Source organism: Microbispora sp. H10830, from assembly GCF_014161375.1.
GTDB classification, from domain to species: Bacteria; Actinomycetota; Actinomycetes; order Streptosporangiales; family Streptosporangiaceae; genus Microbispora; species Microbispora catharanthi.
In genome coordinates, this window is sequence record NZ_JABBWX010000010.1 from 63,870 (window position 1) to 77,381 (window position 13,512).

At 68.2% G+C, this 13,512-nt stretch carries 10 protein-coding genes; 6 read left to right on the forward strand and 4 right to left on the reverse strand.

Annotated features, from left to right (window positions below):
- Window positions 1–22 precede the first annotated feature (22 nt).
- Entirely contained in the window at window positions 23–2,851 is a 2,829-nt protein-coding gene (locus HHX35_RS24610; RefSeq protein WP_182901114.1) for a discoidin domain-containing protein, read from the reverse strand.
- A gap of 356 nt (window positions 2,852–3,207) precedes the next feature.
- Here HHX35_RS24610 and HHX35_RS24615 point away from each other — a divergent pair, with 356 nt between their 5' ends.
- The 6 genes from HHX35_RS24615 (at window position 3,208) to HHX35_RS24640 (ending at window position 11,784) form a co-directional block, all read left to right on the forward strand.
- Window positions 3,208–4,218 (forward strand): LacI family DNA-binding transcriptional regulator, encoded by a 1,011-nt coding sequence (locus HHX35_RS24615; RefSeq protein ID WP_182901115.1) that lies wholly within the window; start codon window positions 3,208–3,210, stop codon window positions 4,216–4,218.
- 580 nt (window positions 4,219–4,798) lie between these two features.
- Entirely contained in the window at window positions 4,799–6,178 is a 1,380-nt protein-coding gene (locus tag HHX35_RS24620) for an extracellular solute-binding protein (protein WP_182901116.1), read from the forward strand.
- A gap of 99 nt (window positions 6,179–6,277) precedes the next feature.
- Window positions 6,278–7,201, forward strand: coding sequence for a carbohydrate ABC transporter permease (locus HHX35_RS24625; protein ID WP_182901117.1), 924 nt, complete (start codon window positions 6,278–6,280; stop codon window positions 7,199–7,201).
- A gap of 11 nt (window positions 7,202–7,212) precedes the next feature.
- Window positions 7,213–8,190 carry a carbohydrate ABC transporter permease gene (locus HHX35_RS24630; protein ID WP_259405368.1) on the forward strand — a complete coding sequence of 326 codons (978 nt, stop codon included), beginning with the start codon at window positions 7,213–7,215 and terminating at the stop codon, window positions 8,188–8,190.
- Between the two features lie 52 nt (window positions 8,191–8,242).
- The gene (locus tag HHX35_RS24635; RefSeq protein ID WP_182901118.1) at window positions 8,243–9,811 is read left to right on the forward strand and encodes a glycoside hydrolase family 13 protein; all 1,569 of its coding nucleotides are present in this window, start codon (window positions 8,243–8,245) and stop codon (window positions 9,809–9,811) included.
- Window positions 9,808–11,784 carry a glycosyl hydrolase family 28-related protein gene (locus HHX35_RS24640; RefSeq protein ID WP_182901119.1) on the forward strand — a complete coding sequence of 659 codons (1,977 nt, stop codon included), beginning with the start codon at window positions 9,808–9,810 and terminating at the stop codon, window positions 11,782–11,784. Before HHX35_RS24635 ends, HHX35_RS24640 begins: the two co-directional genes overlap by 4 nt.
- A 76-nt stretch (window positions 11,785–11,860) precedes the next feature.
- Here the strand turns inward: HHX35_RS24640 and HHX35_RS24645 are convergent, their stop codons facing one another.
- The 3 genes from HHX35_RS24645 to HHX35_RS24655 all read right to left on the reverse strand — a co-directional run bounded on the left by HHX35_RS24645 (window position 11,861) and on the right by HHX35_RS24655 (window position 13,315).
- The gene (locus tag HHX35_RS24645; protein ID WP_182901120.1) at window positions 11,861–12,064 is read right to left on the reverse strand and encodes a DUF397 domain-containing protein; all 204 of its coding nucleotides are present in this window, start codon (window positions 12,062–12,064) and stop codon (window positions 11,861–11,863) included.
- 109 nt (window positions 12,065–12,173) lie between these two features.
- Window positions 12,174–12,389, reverse strand: a complete 216-nt coding sequence (locus HHX35_RS24650) for a DUF397 domain-containing protein (RefSeq protein ID WP_182901121.1) — start codon at window positions 12,387–12,389, stop codon at window positions 12,174–12,176.
- 62 nt (window positions 12,390–12,451) lie between these two features.
- On the reverse strand, window positions 12,452–13,315 hold the full coding sequence (locus HHX35_RS24655) for a helix-turn-helix transcriptional regulator (RefSeq protein ID WP_139575806.1): 864 nt from the start codon (window positions 13,313–13,315) through the stop codon (window positions 12,452–12,454).
- Window positions 13,316–13,512: the final 197 nt, after the last annotated feature.

Consider the following 13,512-nt stretch of genomic DNA (forward strand, 5'->3'; position numbering starts at 1 on the left):
CCTCCGGGCGTCCCGTTCCGGGTTACGAGGCGTACGCCTCGAACTCGGAGATCTGGGCGGCCGGCCAGCCGGTGTTACCGGTGACGTTCAGCCGCAGGTGGCGCCGGGCGGCGGCGGGCACGGTGACGGTGACGGTGTTGCCGGTCGCCGGGTCGAACGTGTAGCCCGCAGGTCCGGCGATCGTGGTGTAGTTCGTGCCGTCCGTGCTCGCGAGGACCGTCAGCGTCTGGGTGCGGGCGCCCCAGGCGGTGCTCGGCGGCAGCTTGAGCACCACCCTGCCGACTGTGACGGACACGCCGAGGTCCACGGTGAGCGTCTGCGGGAATGCGTTGTTGGCCGACTCCCAGTAGGTGTTCGCGTCGCCGTCCACGGTGTTGGCCGGGGCGTACGTCTGGGTGCTGCTCGTCGCCGTGACGGCCTTGCCCCGGGCGAGGTTCCCCGTGGGCAGCGGGCTGGGGGAGACGCTGGGTGACGGGCTGGGGGTGCCGCCGGTGCCGTACACCTCGAAGGCCGACAGCTGCCCGGCGGGCCAGCCGGTGTTGCCGGTGACGGTCACCCGGACGTGGCGGACGCTCGCGCTGGTGAAGGAGACGCTCGCCGTGTTCCCGGTGGCCGGGTCGAACGTACGGCCCGCCGAGGGGGACAAGGTGGTGTAGTTCGTGCCGTCCGTGCTGCCGAGGACCGTCAGCGTCTGGGTGCGGGTGGCCCAGGCCGCGCTGGGCGGCAGCTTGAGCACCACCCGCTGGACCGGGGTCACCGCGCACAGATCCACGGTGATCGACTGCGGGAAGGCGTTGTTGGCCGACTCCCAGTAGGTGTTCGCGTCGCCGTCCACGGTGTTGGCCGCGACGTACGTCTGGGTGCTGCTCGTCGCCGTGACCGTCTTGCCCCGGGCGAGGTCGCCGCTGCCGGGAGCGCACGCCGTCGGGCTGGGCGAGGGTGAGGGGGAAGGGGACGGCGAGGTGGACGGCGACGGGCTCGGGCTGGGGCCGCTGCCGTCGTAGATGTAGTTCGGCGCGGGCCACTGGCCGGTGCAGACGGTGGAGTCCGGGCTCCAGCCGGAGTTGCCCGTGCCGTACGCGGGGGCGAATCCGGTGCCGACGCAGTTGTGGATCGCGACGCCCGCGCCGATGTGGGCGGCCCGGACGTCGGTGAAGCTCGCCTTCGCCGCCGCCTGCGCCTGGATCATGTACGTCCCGGTGCCGTCGATGTTCACGTTCGAGAAGTTGACGGTCTGGGTGCTGCCCTCGATGAACTGGATGGCCTCGTAGGAGCTGTCGACGACGTCGGTGTCGGTCACGTTGATCGTCGCGTTGATCGGCTCGTTGAGGCCGTCGAACCAGATCGCGCCGACGCCGAAGTTCCAGTTGTAGTCGCTGTTGCCGGCCCGGATGAGGGTGTTGCGGGCGACGGTGATCGTGCCGGCGACCGCCGTGCCCTGGCCGGAGTTCACCCCCGGATAGCGGTTGGCGACGTGGATGCCGCCGCCGTTGGTGACCGTGTCGCTCACCACGTTGTCGCTGATCTTTATGTCCCGGCCGCCGTACGTCACGATGTTGTTGGCCAGGACCGGCGCGACCACGGTGTTGAACGTGAACGCGTTGTTCACGTTGGCGATCCGGTCGGGCCACATCGCCAGGCCGTCGTCACCGCTGTTGCGGACGAAGGTGTTGGTCACCGTGGAGTTGGTGACACCGGTGTGGAAGTTCACGCCGTCGGCCGTCTGGTCGAGGATGCGGCTGTTCTTCATCGTGAAGTCGTCCATCGGGCCGTCCATCCAGGCCCCGACCTTGGTGTGCTGGAGCCACACGTTGTCGACCACCGAATGGGTCATCGCGCCCCCGAGGGCGTTGACCTGGTCATCGTCCACCCGCTCGGTGATGTCGCCGATGATCGCGAAGTCCCGCAGGGTGACGTTGCGGCTCGGCCCGCCCGCCTCGTGCGGCCGGATCCCGCCGGTGTAGCCGCCGCCGCTGACGTACTTGCCGTAGACGCCGACGGCCTGGTTGCGCTGGGTGGGATGGCGGCCGGTGAGCACGCTGTACCAGGGCCCGGCGCCGCGCAGCGTGACCCCGTCCACGACCACGTGGTCCCACAGGGTGTACGTCCCGGCCGGGATGTAGACCTCCTTGCCCTGGGCCTTCCCGGCGTCGACAGCAGCTTGGAAGGCGGCCGTCGAGTCGCTCGTGCCGTCGCGGTCGGCGCCGAAGTCGTCGACCGACAGCGACCCGGCGGGGCGGGGGATCGCGTCCGGCACGAGCTCGAAGTCGGCGAGGTCCACGACGACCCACGGCGCGACCGAGGTGGAGGCCACCTGGATCCTGACCTTCGTCCCCGCCGCCAGGGTGGACCCGAACATCGTCCGGGTCTCGTCGTAGAAGTGGTGCGGCTTGTCGCCGGGCGTGTTGCCGAACGGATAGCCACCGTAGAACCAGCCGTACCGGGAGGTGAACTGCAGGTCCTTGAGCTTGGTCCCGTTGATCCTCAGATCGACCGGTGCCGTTATGCCCGTTCCGGCCGCGTTGTCCGGCACGCTGTAGCGCACGGTCATGGCGTTGGCGGGCTTGGGCAGGGTGAACTCGACGTACTCTCCCGGCGCGTCGAGGCGTACGGCCCGGCGGCCCGACGCCTCGGACGGCAGGTGGGTGTAGACGCGGTCCGGGCCGATCTGCTCGCCGTTGGTCGCGGCGGCCTCGGCCTCGATCTCCGTGAACGGCACGGTCGCGCCTCTTCCCGGGACGGAGAAGGGCGACGGCGAGGTCGCGGCCGACGACGTGCCGGGGAACGCCACCACACTCCCCACAGCGATCAGCGCCCCCGCCACCGCGACGGCGGCTCCGGATCTTCTCATGAGGTTCCTTTCTGCATGCGAGACCCGGGAGATGCGGCGTGGACGCTGAACCGCCACACCTCCGAAGAAGGTGAGTGGCCCACACGATAAGTTGGTGAACATCCTTCTGCAATATTGCGACGAGAAGTCGCAAGATGACATGCGCATTACGACGACGCATAACCCCAGCCCCGAGCCCTCTGGACCGCTCCGCACATTGGCCGGACGAGGAGCGGGGCCGCGCCGTGCCGATCGCGATCGGCACGAAGGGCCCGCCGGTCCCCGCTTCGGAGCGCGGTAGGCGCCTGACGTGCCGTTCGTGAGCGCATGCGCAAGTGGATGAAAGTGTTTGCGCTCGCTGTCGTATAGTTGCGTCCATGACACGACGGCTTGCGGAAGTGGCCAAGAAGGTGGGCGTGAGCGAGGCGACGGTGAGTCGCGTGCTCAACGGCAAGCCGGGGGTCTCCGACGCCACCAGAGAGGCGGTGCTCACCGCGCTCGACGTGCTGGGATACGAACGGCCCACCCAGTTGCGCGGCGACCGCGGCCGGCTCGTCGGCCTGGTCCTCCCGGAACTGCAGAACCCGATCTTCCCGGCCTTCGCCGAGGTGGTGGGAGGCGCGCTGGCCCAGCAGGGGTTCACGTCCGTGCTGTGCACCCGGACCGTGGGCGGCGTCTCCGAGTCCGACTACGTGGACCTGCTCCTCCAGCAGCACGTCTCCGGCATGGTCTTCGCCGGCGGCCTTTACGCCCAGGGAGACGCCTCCCACAGCCACTACCGCAGGGTCCTCGAACGCAAACTGCCGACCGTGCTCGTCAACGCCGCGGTCGAGCATCTCGGGTTCCCGCAGGTGTCGTGCGACGACGTCGCCGCGGCCGAGATCGCGCTCGCCCACCTCATGGCACTCGGGCACCGCCAGGTCGCGATGCTGCTCGGCCCGCCCGACCACGTGCCGTCCCAGCGCAAGCTCGCCGCGTTCCGCGCGTACGCCGCGGCCAACGGCCTGGAGCTCGGCCCCGACCACGTCGAGCACACGATGTTCTCGCTGGAAGGCGGGCACGCCGCCGCCGCACGCATGGTCGCCGCGGGCGTGACCGGCATCATCTGCGCCAGCGACGTGCTCGCCCTCGGTGCGATCAGGGCGGCCCGCCGGGCGGGGCTGTCGGTGCCCGAGGACGTCTCCGTCATCGGCTATGACGACTCGGCGCTGATGAACTGCGTGGACCCGCCGCTGACCACGGTCCGCCAGCCCATCGACGCGATGGGCAGGGCGGCCGTCGAGCTGCTGGTGGCCCAGATCGACGCGGCCGTGGTGCCGGGGGACGAGCTGCTGTTCGAGCCCGAGCTGGTCGTACGCGCCTCGACCGCCCCCGCGCCCCGCTCCTAGCGGGACGTCCACGAACCTTGGGCGGGCTGGTCGGTGTCATGGACTTTGGCGGATCGGTCACTGCGCCGGAAGGAAACTCTGGTCCTCGCGAAGCCCGCTCCGCTCCCTCGGCCCCGGTGAACGTTTGTGTGGCCCGTCAATCAGCGCGGAGCGCCGGGGGCGGGCGGGTGCGGAGGCCGGCGTAAGACCGTGCCCTGTACCACCGCGCCCGCGATGGCCGCTCCCGAGGCTCACCGGACCGCGACTGTCACGGCCGGCCGGAGCACCCGCCCACGCTTGAGCGCGTCCCTGCTCCCCACGCAGTCGCACATACCTGCTCCTCCAGGCCGTCCCACATTCCTGCTCCCCACGCCGTCCCACATCCCTGCTCCCCACGCCAATGTTCGAGTCCTGTGCACAGCGATGGCATGCCAGCGACAGACCAATCACTGTCACTTTTTTGCAGAGTTAATGACGAACTATTGCTCAGTCCTGCATGCCTCTGTATGTTTCTCGCAACCGAGCGGATCGGGGCGCTCCAGTCGGCCCCGAGCCGTGTGCTTCGACGGGTCGTGGTGCGCGGTTCCAGAAGGGAACGAGGATGAAATCCCACAAGCTCTCGATACTGCTGGTCTCGGGACTTGCCATTGCAGCGGCCGCGGCGTGCGGCACCGACGACAGCGGTAACGGCGGCGACAAGGCCGGCGCGGCGCCCGGCAGCGCAGGGCCGGTGTCGATCTCGGTCAACTGCGAGCCGCCGAAGACGAACAAGGCGGAGCGTGCGACCTTCGAGGAGGACCTGGCGGCCTTCCAGAAGCTGAACCCGACCATCAAGGTCTCGAAGGTCACCGACGCGTTCCCCTGCTACGACCCGCGCACCTTCGAGCCCAAGCTGGCCAGCGGCGAGCTGGAGACGGTGTTCTACGTCAACTTCCCCAACGTGGGCCGGCTGATCGAGAGCGGCCAGGCCGCCGACCTCACACCGTACGTCAACGAGATCAAGACGTTCGCGGACTACAACAGCTCGATCGACCTGTTCAAGAAGGACGGCAAGATCTACGGGCTGCCGACCGACGGCTACGGCATGGGCCTCGTCTACAACAAGGAGGTCTTCACCAAGGCCGGTCTCGACCCGAACAACCCGCCCAAGACGTGGGCCGACGTGCAGGCCGCCGCCAAGAAGATCGCGGGGCTCGGTCCCGGCTACGTCGGATACGGCGAGTACAGCGGCAACAACGTCGGCGGCTGGCACTTCACCGCCTCCATCTACGGCCGCGGCGGATCGGTCGTCACCGACGACGGCAAGAAGGCCGCCTTCAACACCCCTGAGGGCAAGGCCGTGCTGGAGAACCTCCACCAGATGCGGTGGGTCGACAACAGCATGGGCTCCCAGCTCTACATCGACTGGCCGGCCCTGATGAAGGCCATGGCCGGCGGCAAGATGGGCATGATGCTGGGCGCGCCCGACGTGCTCATCTCGCTCCGCAACGACTTCGGCGGCAAGTTCGAGAACTACTCCATCACCGCCCAGCCCGAGGCCAAGGCCCTGTTCAACGGCGGCGCCGGTTACATGATCAACCCGAAGGCCACGCCCGAGCAGATCAAGGCCGGCCTCAAGTGGATCGAGTACAAGTTCCTCACCCCCGGCAAGGGTCAGTTCGACTACGTGCGGGCCAAGGGCGCGAACCTCACCGTCGGCCAGCCGTACCCCGACCTGTACGGCGCGGACACGCCGTCCGGCCAGGCCGTGAACGACCTGCGCAAGGCGAACGCCAACATCGACGCCGCGCAGTTCGCCGGATGGGTGGAGGGCTCCAAGGGCATCCCGCCGAAGGCGGAGCCGGGGCCGTACGCCCAGGAGATCTACAAGATCCTCGACACTCCGATGTCGGCCGTGCTGACCCGCAAGGACGCGAACATCGACCAGCTCCTGTCCGATGCCGAGTCGAAGGTCAACTCCCTGCTGGCCTCGAAGGGCTGACCGCCCTGATAATCCGGGCCTAACCCGGGGCGCCGCCCGCGGTCGTGAGCTTCGCGCGGCCGGCGCCCCGGCAATCACGTCGAGATCGGATTCACAACGATGACCACAGCGAGCATCCCGGCAGCGGGCGGCCGGCGGCGGCAGCCGACGAAACTGCGGCGCGCCGTGCGGCGCAACGTGACCGCCTACGGCTTCCTGTGCGGCGCTCTGATCTGTTTCGCGTTCTTCTCCTGGTATCCGATGATCCGAGAGGTCATCCTCAGCTTCCAGAAGACCAACTTCGTGGACCCGCCCAGATGGGTGGGGCTGGAGAACTTCCGCACCGTCGTCGACGACCCGGCCTTCGGACCGGCCTGGGTCAACACCGCGCTGTTCACGGTGCTCGCCCTGCTGTGCGGCTACGGGATCCCCTTCGTCACCGCGATCGTCCTGAACGAGCTACGGCACGCCCGCGCCTACCTGCGCTTCGTGGTCTACCTGCCGGTCATGCTGCCGCCCGCGGTGAGCGTCCTGCTGTTCCAGTGGTTCTACAACCCCGACTACGGGCTGTTCAACCAGGTCCTGGACCTGTTCCACCTGCCCGGCCTGCAGTGGCTCAACTCGACGAGCACCGCGCTGATCTCGCTGGTCATCGTCTCCACCTGGATGAACATGGGCAGCGGCACGCTGATCTACCTCGCCGCCCTGCAGACCATCCCGAGCGAGCTGTACGAGGCCGCGGAGCTCGACGGCGCCGGCCTGTTCAAGCGGATCCGGCACGTCACGATCCCGCAGACCAAGCTGATCCTGCTGGTGATGCTGCTGTTGCAGATCGTGGCGACCATGCAGGTCTTCATCGAGCCCTACCTGCTCACCGGCGGCGGCCCCGAGAACGCCACGGTCAGCGTCGTCTACCTCATGTACCAGTACGCCTTCAACTTCGGCAACCTCAACGCGGGCAACGCGCTCGGCCTGATGCTCATGATCGTGCTCATGGTGTTCTCCGCGATCTACCTGCGCGTCTCGCGCGACAACACGGTGTGAGGGGAGCGACCATGTCCAACACCACGGTCATGCCCGACCGCTCGACCGGGACGCCGGCCGCCTCCACCCGGCACGAGCGCCGCGGGCAGCGGCGGCCCCGCAAGCCGATGAACACGCAGTTCCGCACCGCCGTCTCGCCGCACCAGCTCAACACGACCCGCGGCCGGATCGTCTACTGGATCGTGCTGGTGATCGTGGTGGTGAGCTTCACCGCCGCGTTCGTCTTCCCGCTCTACTGGATGATCACCGGTGCGATGAAGTCCACCGAGGAACTCAACGCGATCCCGCCGACCTTCCTGCCGTCGCACTTCTCCCTGGACGGCTACCTGGAGGCGTGGGATCTGCTGGGCCTCGGCACGCTGCTCGGCAACACGGCCCTGTACGCCGGGGGCGCCTGGCTGCTGACGCTCGCGGTGGACGTCTCGGCGGCCTATGCCCTGTCGAAGCTCCGCCCGGCGCTCGGCAAGGTCGTGCTGGCCCTGATGCTGTCGACGCTGATGATCCCGCCCATGGTCATCATGCTCCCGGCGTACCTGACGGTGAAGGACGTGCCGTTCTTCCACTGGAACCTGCTCAACACGCCGTGGGCGATCTGGCTGCCGGCGGCGGCCAACGGCTTCAACGTCTTCCTGCTCAAGCGGTTCTTCGACTCGATCCCCAGGGAGCTGCTCGAAGCCGCCGAGATCGACGGCGCGTCACCGGGCCGCATCCTGTGGTCGGTGGTGATACCGATCTCCCGGCCCATCCTCGGCGTGGTCTCCATCCTCACCGTCGTCAACGTCTGGCGCGACTTCGTCTGGCCCCTGCTGGTCCTCCCGGACAGCGACAAGATGTCGGTGAGCATCGGCATCGCCTCGCTCTCCTCCCAGATGCCGCAGAACGTGCTGGTCGCCTCCCTGGTGATCGCGAGCATCCCGACCATCGTCGTCTTCTTCCTGTTCCAGCGGCACATCATGGCCGGCCTCACCGCCGGCAGCCTCAAGGGCTGACCGCCCCTCCCCGTCGCTCTTCACTCGTCACCCGTAAGGAGTTGTATTCAGCATGCCCGGCAACACCTCGACCCCCGATTGGTGGCGCGGGGCCGCGATCTACCAGGTCTACCTGCGCAGCTTCGCCGACGGGAACGGCGACGGGACGGGTGACCTGGCGGGGCTGCGGTCACGCCTGCCTTACCTGGCGGATCTCGGCGTCAACGCCATCTGGCTGAACCCGTGGTATCCCTCTCCCATGGCCGACGGCGGCTACGACGTCGCCGACTACCGCAGCATCGAGCCGGTCTTCGGCACCCTGGCCGAGGCGGAGAAGCTGATCGAGGAAGCCCACGACCTAGGCATCCGTACGATCGTCGACGTCGTCCCCAACCACGCCTCCGACCAGCACGCCTGGTTCCAGGAGGCTCTGGTGGCCGGTCCCGGTTCGGAGGCCCGGGAGCGGTTCTGGTTCCGCCCCGGCGTCGGCGACGGCCCGCCCAACGGCTGGCAGTCGATCTTCGGTGGCCCGGCGTGGACGCGGGTGCCGGACGGCGAGTGGTACCTCCACCTGTTCGCTCCCGAGCAGCCCGACTTCAACTGGAACAACCCCGTCGTACGCGAGGAGTTCCTCGAGGTGCTGCGGTTCTGGTTCGACCGGGGCGTGGACGGCGTACGCATCGACTCCGCGGCCGTGCTCGTCAAGGACCTCGACAGCGTGGAGGAGTCGTACACCGACCACGACGGGGTCCACGAGATCTACCGCGAGTGGCGGCGGGTGTCCGACTCCTACGGCGGGCGGATCCTCATCGGCGAGGTGTGGCTGCCCGACCAGGAGCGGTTCGCCAACTACCTGCGCCCCGACGAGCTTCACACCGCGTTCAACTTCGACTTCCTGTCGAGTGCGTGGGAGCCGGCCGCGCTGCGCGCCAGCATCGACCTGACCCTCGCCACCCACGTGCCGATCGGCGCGCCCGCGACCTGGGTGCTGTCCAACCACGACGTCGCCCGTCCGGTCACCCGCTATGGCCGGGCCGTCACGTCCTGGGACAACGCGGAACGCCGGGACGGCATGCCGTCCGACCTGGAGCTCGGCCGCCGCCGGGCGCGGGCGGCGGCGCTGCTCGCGATGGCGCTGCCCGGGAGCGTCTACGTCTACCAGGGGGAGGAGCTCGGCCTGAACGAGGTCGAGGACATCCCCGAGGAGCTCATCGACGACCCGATGTGGGAGCGTTCCGGCCACACGGTCCGCGGCCGTGACGGTTGCCGGGTGCCGTTGCCGTGGTCGGGCACCGAGCCGCCCTTCGGATACAGCACCGGCGAGCCCTGGCTGCCGCAGCCGGCCCGTTGGCGCGACCTCACGGTGGAGGCTCAGGAGGCCGATCCGGACTCGATGCTCTGTCTCTACCGCTCGGCCCTGCGCCTGCGCCGCGAGCTGCTCGGCGACGGCACGCTGACCTGGCTGCCGTACGGGGACGAGGTGATCGCGTTTCGCCGCGATTCCGGCCTGGTCTGCCTGGTCAACCTCGGCGCCGAGCCGGCCGCGCTCCCGGAGTCGGGTTCGGTGCTGCTGGCCAGCGGTCCCCTCGACGGCGATCTGCTCCCGTCCGACACCGCGGCCTGGATCACGGAGGCCCGATGAGAATCCTGCTGGCGGCGGCCCTGGCCGCCACCGGGCTCGCGGTCTTACAGACGCCCGCGTCCGCCTCGGCGAAGCCCCCCGTCGTGACGCGGGCCGCCCTCGACCCGGCGCTCGTCGCCGGGCGCGGGGCCGGCGTCGACTTCGCCGAGCAGGAGGCGGAGAACGCGGCGACGAACGGCACGGTCATCGGCCCCGGCCGCGACGCGTACACGCTGCCCGCGGAGGCGTCCGGCCGCAAGGCGGTCAAGCTGACCCCCGGGCAGTACGTCGAGTTCACGCTGCCCAAGGCGGCCAACGCGATCACCGTGCGGTACAGCATCCCGGACGCTCCTGGGGGCGGCGGCATCACCGCGCCGCTCGACGTCGCGGTGAACGGCCACAAACGGGCCACCATGACCCTCACGTCGCAGTACGCCTGGCTCTACAACCAATATCCGTTCTCCAACGATCCGAACGCCGGGCTGCTGCACCCCGACTGGTGGATCACCGAGTGCTCCTGCGTGCCGAACGCCACCACGCCGGCCCCGGAGATCGCCAGGCCGTTCCGCCCGAACCACTTCTACGACGAGCAGCGCCTCCTGCTCGGTCGTACGTACCGGGCGGGCGACACGGTGCGGCTGACGGCCCCGGCGGGCGGCGACGCCGCGTGGACGGTCGTCGACCTGCTCGACTCGCACCTCGTCGGCCCGCCGCACGTCGAGGTCGTCGCGGCGAACGTGCTGGTCTTCGGCGCCGACCCCACCGGCAGGCGCGACTCCGCCGGGGCGATCGACAAGGCCATCGCCTTCGCCAGACGGGCGCACCTGAAGGTCTACATCCCGCCGGGCACCTACCAGGTGAACCGTCACATCGTCGTGGACGACGTGACGATCACGGGTGCCGGAAGCTGGTACACGACCATCAAGGGCCGCCAGGTCGACCTGGACACCCCGGCCCCGGACGGCTCGGTGCACACCGGTGCCGGCTTCTACGGCAAGGACGCCTCGGCCGGCGGCAGCCGCAACGTCCACCTGTCCGGCTTCGCCATCGAGGGCGACGTCCGCGAGCGGATCGACACCGACCAGGTCAACGGCGTCGGCGGCGCGATGAGCGACTCGACCATCGACGGGCTCTACATCCGCCATACCAAGGTCGGCATGTGGTTCGACGGCCCGATGCGCAACCTGAAGATCACCAACAACGTGATCGTCGACCAGATCGCGGACGGGCTCAACTTCCACACCGGCGTGACGGGCTCCGTCGTGTCGAACAACTTCTTCCGCAACACCGGTGACGACGCCCTCGCCATGTGGTCAGAGAAGACCGCCGACGCGGGCAACACGTTCGACCACAACACGATCCAGACGCCCGTGCTGGCCAACGGCATCGCGATCTACGGCGGCACGGACAACACGGTCTCGAACAACCTGATCGCCGACCCGATCAGGGAGGGCAGCGCCATCCAGGTCGGCTCCCGGTTCGGCGCCCAGCCGTTCGCCGGCAAGCTCCGCATCGACGGCAACACGACCGTACGGGCCGGCACGTTCGAGCTGAACTGGAAGATCGGCCTGGGGGCGATCTGGTTCTACGCCCTGGAGAGGGACATCGACGCCGGCATCGAGGTCAGCGGCGACCACTACCTGGACAGCACGTACAACGCGATCATGCTGGTCAGCGAGTGGTCGGTGAAGGACCTGTACGCGATCCCGAAGGTCCGCTTCACGGACATCCGGGTCGACGGCACGGGCACCTCGGTGGTCAGCGCCCGCGTGAAGGGCTCGGCGTCCTTCGAGAACGTGGACGCCCGCAACGTCGGCGCGGTGGGCGTCAACAACTGCGGGTCCTTCAACTTCCCGCCCACGGGGTCGGAGTTCTCCCTGACCGACCTCGGCGGCAACGACGGCGGCTGGCTCGCTCCGTGGATGCTGCCCAACACCATCACCTGCGACGACCGCCCACCGGTCGTCCCCCCACCCGCCCCGTCCCCCTGGTGACGGAACACTCGTAGAGGTAGAGGGCTTCCCCGGCCATTCGTCCGGGGAAGCCCTTCGTCCGTTCGCGCGCGGAACGTCAGGGCAGGTCGAAGCGGCCGTCCTTGACGTGCTCGACGAAGGTCTGCCATTCCTCGGCCGTGAAGGTGAGGATCGGGCCCTCGCCGCCTCGCTTTCCGTCACGTACGCCCACGTGTCCATCCTGGAAGGCCACTTCGACGCAGTTCCCGCCGCCGCATGCCCGCCGCCATGTCACCTCGCTGAACGTGGGTCGGCCGGCCATTCACCCTCCCGAATGCTCACCCGCAGGCTGCGTGATTAACCGTGAAAGTACCTAGTTACGCTAAATGTACCTTCGGAGGCCTTGCGCGGATAGTGGCGAGTGAGCCACGTCACCTCGTCACGTCGTAGGCACCCGCCTTCGCGGCCGTCAGGAAAGCGCGCCATTCCTGCGGCGAATAGAAGAGCGTGCCCGCATTGGGATTCTTCGAATCCCGCACTGCGATCCCTCCGTTGACCTCGGCAAACTGTACGCAGTTCCCGCCGCTGCAACGCGAGGAGATACGCCATTCCGGCTCGGTGGCCGGCAACTCGTCGGATGGTTTCATCTGTTCATGTCTCTCGGCTAGAGTGTCCGCAGAGACGTAGGCGCTCCTGAGTGGTCAATATTTCAGGTGGTGCTGAAGTCCGTTTTCGCACCGGCAATGTGCTTGAGGGACTCGTTGGGGGAGAGCGCCACCGCGCGCAGGCGGTCGACCGCTTCCCGATAAATGGCTAACTCGTTCGGCCTCTCCAGGTACTCGACCCGGTCCAGCGACTCCCGGTAGACGACGTCCGACAGGCTCTGGTCCTTGAACTTGAACATCACGAACGGGTCGTCCGCGCACATGTACGGCCCGGCGGTGAACGGGATCACCTGCACCGTCACATGCGGCGCCTGTCCCAGGAGGAGCAGGCGCTCCAGTTGCGCCTCCATGATCGCGGGATCTCCCGTCACCCGGCGCAGTGCCGCCTCGTCGATGAAGGTCCAGTAGCGAGGTGGATCGGTGCCCAGCAGGAGTTTTTGACGATTCATGCGGGCTTCGACCCGTCGTTCCAGCACTTCCTGCTCGATGCCCGGGAGCAGGCCGCGGATGAGAGCGCGGGCGTACTCCTCGGTCTGAAACAGGGCGGGCAGGTAGGTGATCTGCAACTCGGTGATCGAGGACGCGGCCGCCTCCAGATCCATGAAGGTATAGATCGCGTCGTAGCCGAGGTCGCCGTACTCCTGGCGCAGGCCGGGAAGGCGGGATTCCCTCGCCCAGTTCATCAATTGCCGGACCAGGTTCTCGTCCGTCACCCCGTAAATGCGGCACAGGTCGCGCACATCTCGCTGGCTGACGCCCCGTTGCGCCGTTTCCATCCGGCTGATCTTGGCTGGGCTGCACAGCAGTTCCTCGGCTGCCTGCTCCACCGTCAGGTCGGCGGCGTGCCGCAGTTCTCTCAACCGGTTGGCCAGCTGGCGCCGGCGAAGTGTCACGTTCGTCCCGGCCATGTGCGGTCACCTTCTGGGCCCGTGAAGCTTCTAGATCCGCACGTTACCACGCGGCTGGCATGTGCCGCCGGGGAATGCCATTGGCAATTGCCAAAAGACGATTGCCAACGGCAAAGAAGGGGTACGAACACGGCATAAGCCTCAACGTGGTGGCTGCACCAGGCAGTTCCCGAAGGATGCGGCATCGCGTCCCGACG

What these genes read in the sequence shown, in the direction of transcription:
- HHX35_RS24635 (WP_182901118.1), top strand. Translation starts at nt 8,243, where the DNA reads ATGCCCGGCAACACCTCGACCCCCGATTGGTGGCGCGGGGCCGCGATC.
- HHX35_RS24650 (WP_182901121.1), bottom strand. Translation starts at nt 12,389, where the DNA reads ATGAAACCATCCGACGAGTTGCCGGCCACCGAGCCGGAATGGCGTATC.
- HHX35_RS24645 (WP_182901120.1), bottom strand. Translation starts at nt 12,064, where the DNA reads ATGGCCGGCCGACCCACGTTCAGCGAGGTGACATGGCGGCGGGCATGC.
- HHX35_RS24625 (WP_182901117.1), top strand. Translation starts at nt 6,278, where the DNA reads ATGACCACAGCGAGCATCCCGGCAGCGGGCGGCCGGCGGCGGCAGCCG.
- HHX35_RS24640 (WP_182901119.1), top strand. Translation starts at nt 9,808, where the DNA reads ATGAGAATCCTGCTGGCGGCGGCCCTGGCCGCCACCGGGCTCGCGGTC.
- HHX35_RS24610 (WP_182901114.1), bottom strand. Translation starts at nt 2,851, where the DNA reads ATGAGAAGATCCGGAGCCGCCGTCGCGGTGGCGGGGGCGCTGATCGCT.
- HHX35_RS24615 (WP_182901115.1), top strand. Translation starts at nt 3,208, where the DNA reads ATGACACGACGGCTTGCGGAAGTGGCCAAGAAGGTGGGCGTGAGCGAG.
- HHX35_RS24620 (WP_182901116.1), top strand. Translation starts at nt 4,799, where the DNA reads ATGAAATCCCACAAGCTCTCGATACTGCTGGTCTCGGGACTTGCCATT.
- HHX35_RS24630 (WP_259405368.1), top strand. Translation starts at nt 7,213, where the DNA reads ATGTCCAACACCACGGTCATGCCCGACCGCTCGACCGGGACGCCGGCC.
- HHX35_RS24655 (WP_139575806.1), bottom strand. Translation starts at nt 13,315, where the DNA reads ATGGCCGGGACGAACGTGACACTTCGCCGGCGCCAGCTGGCCAACCGG.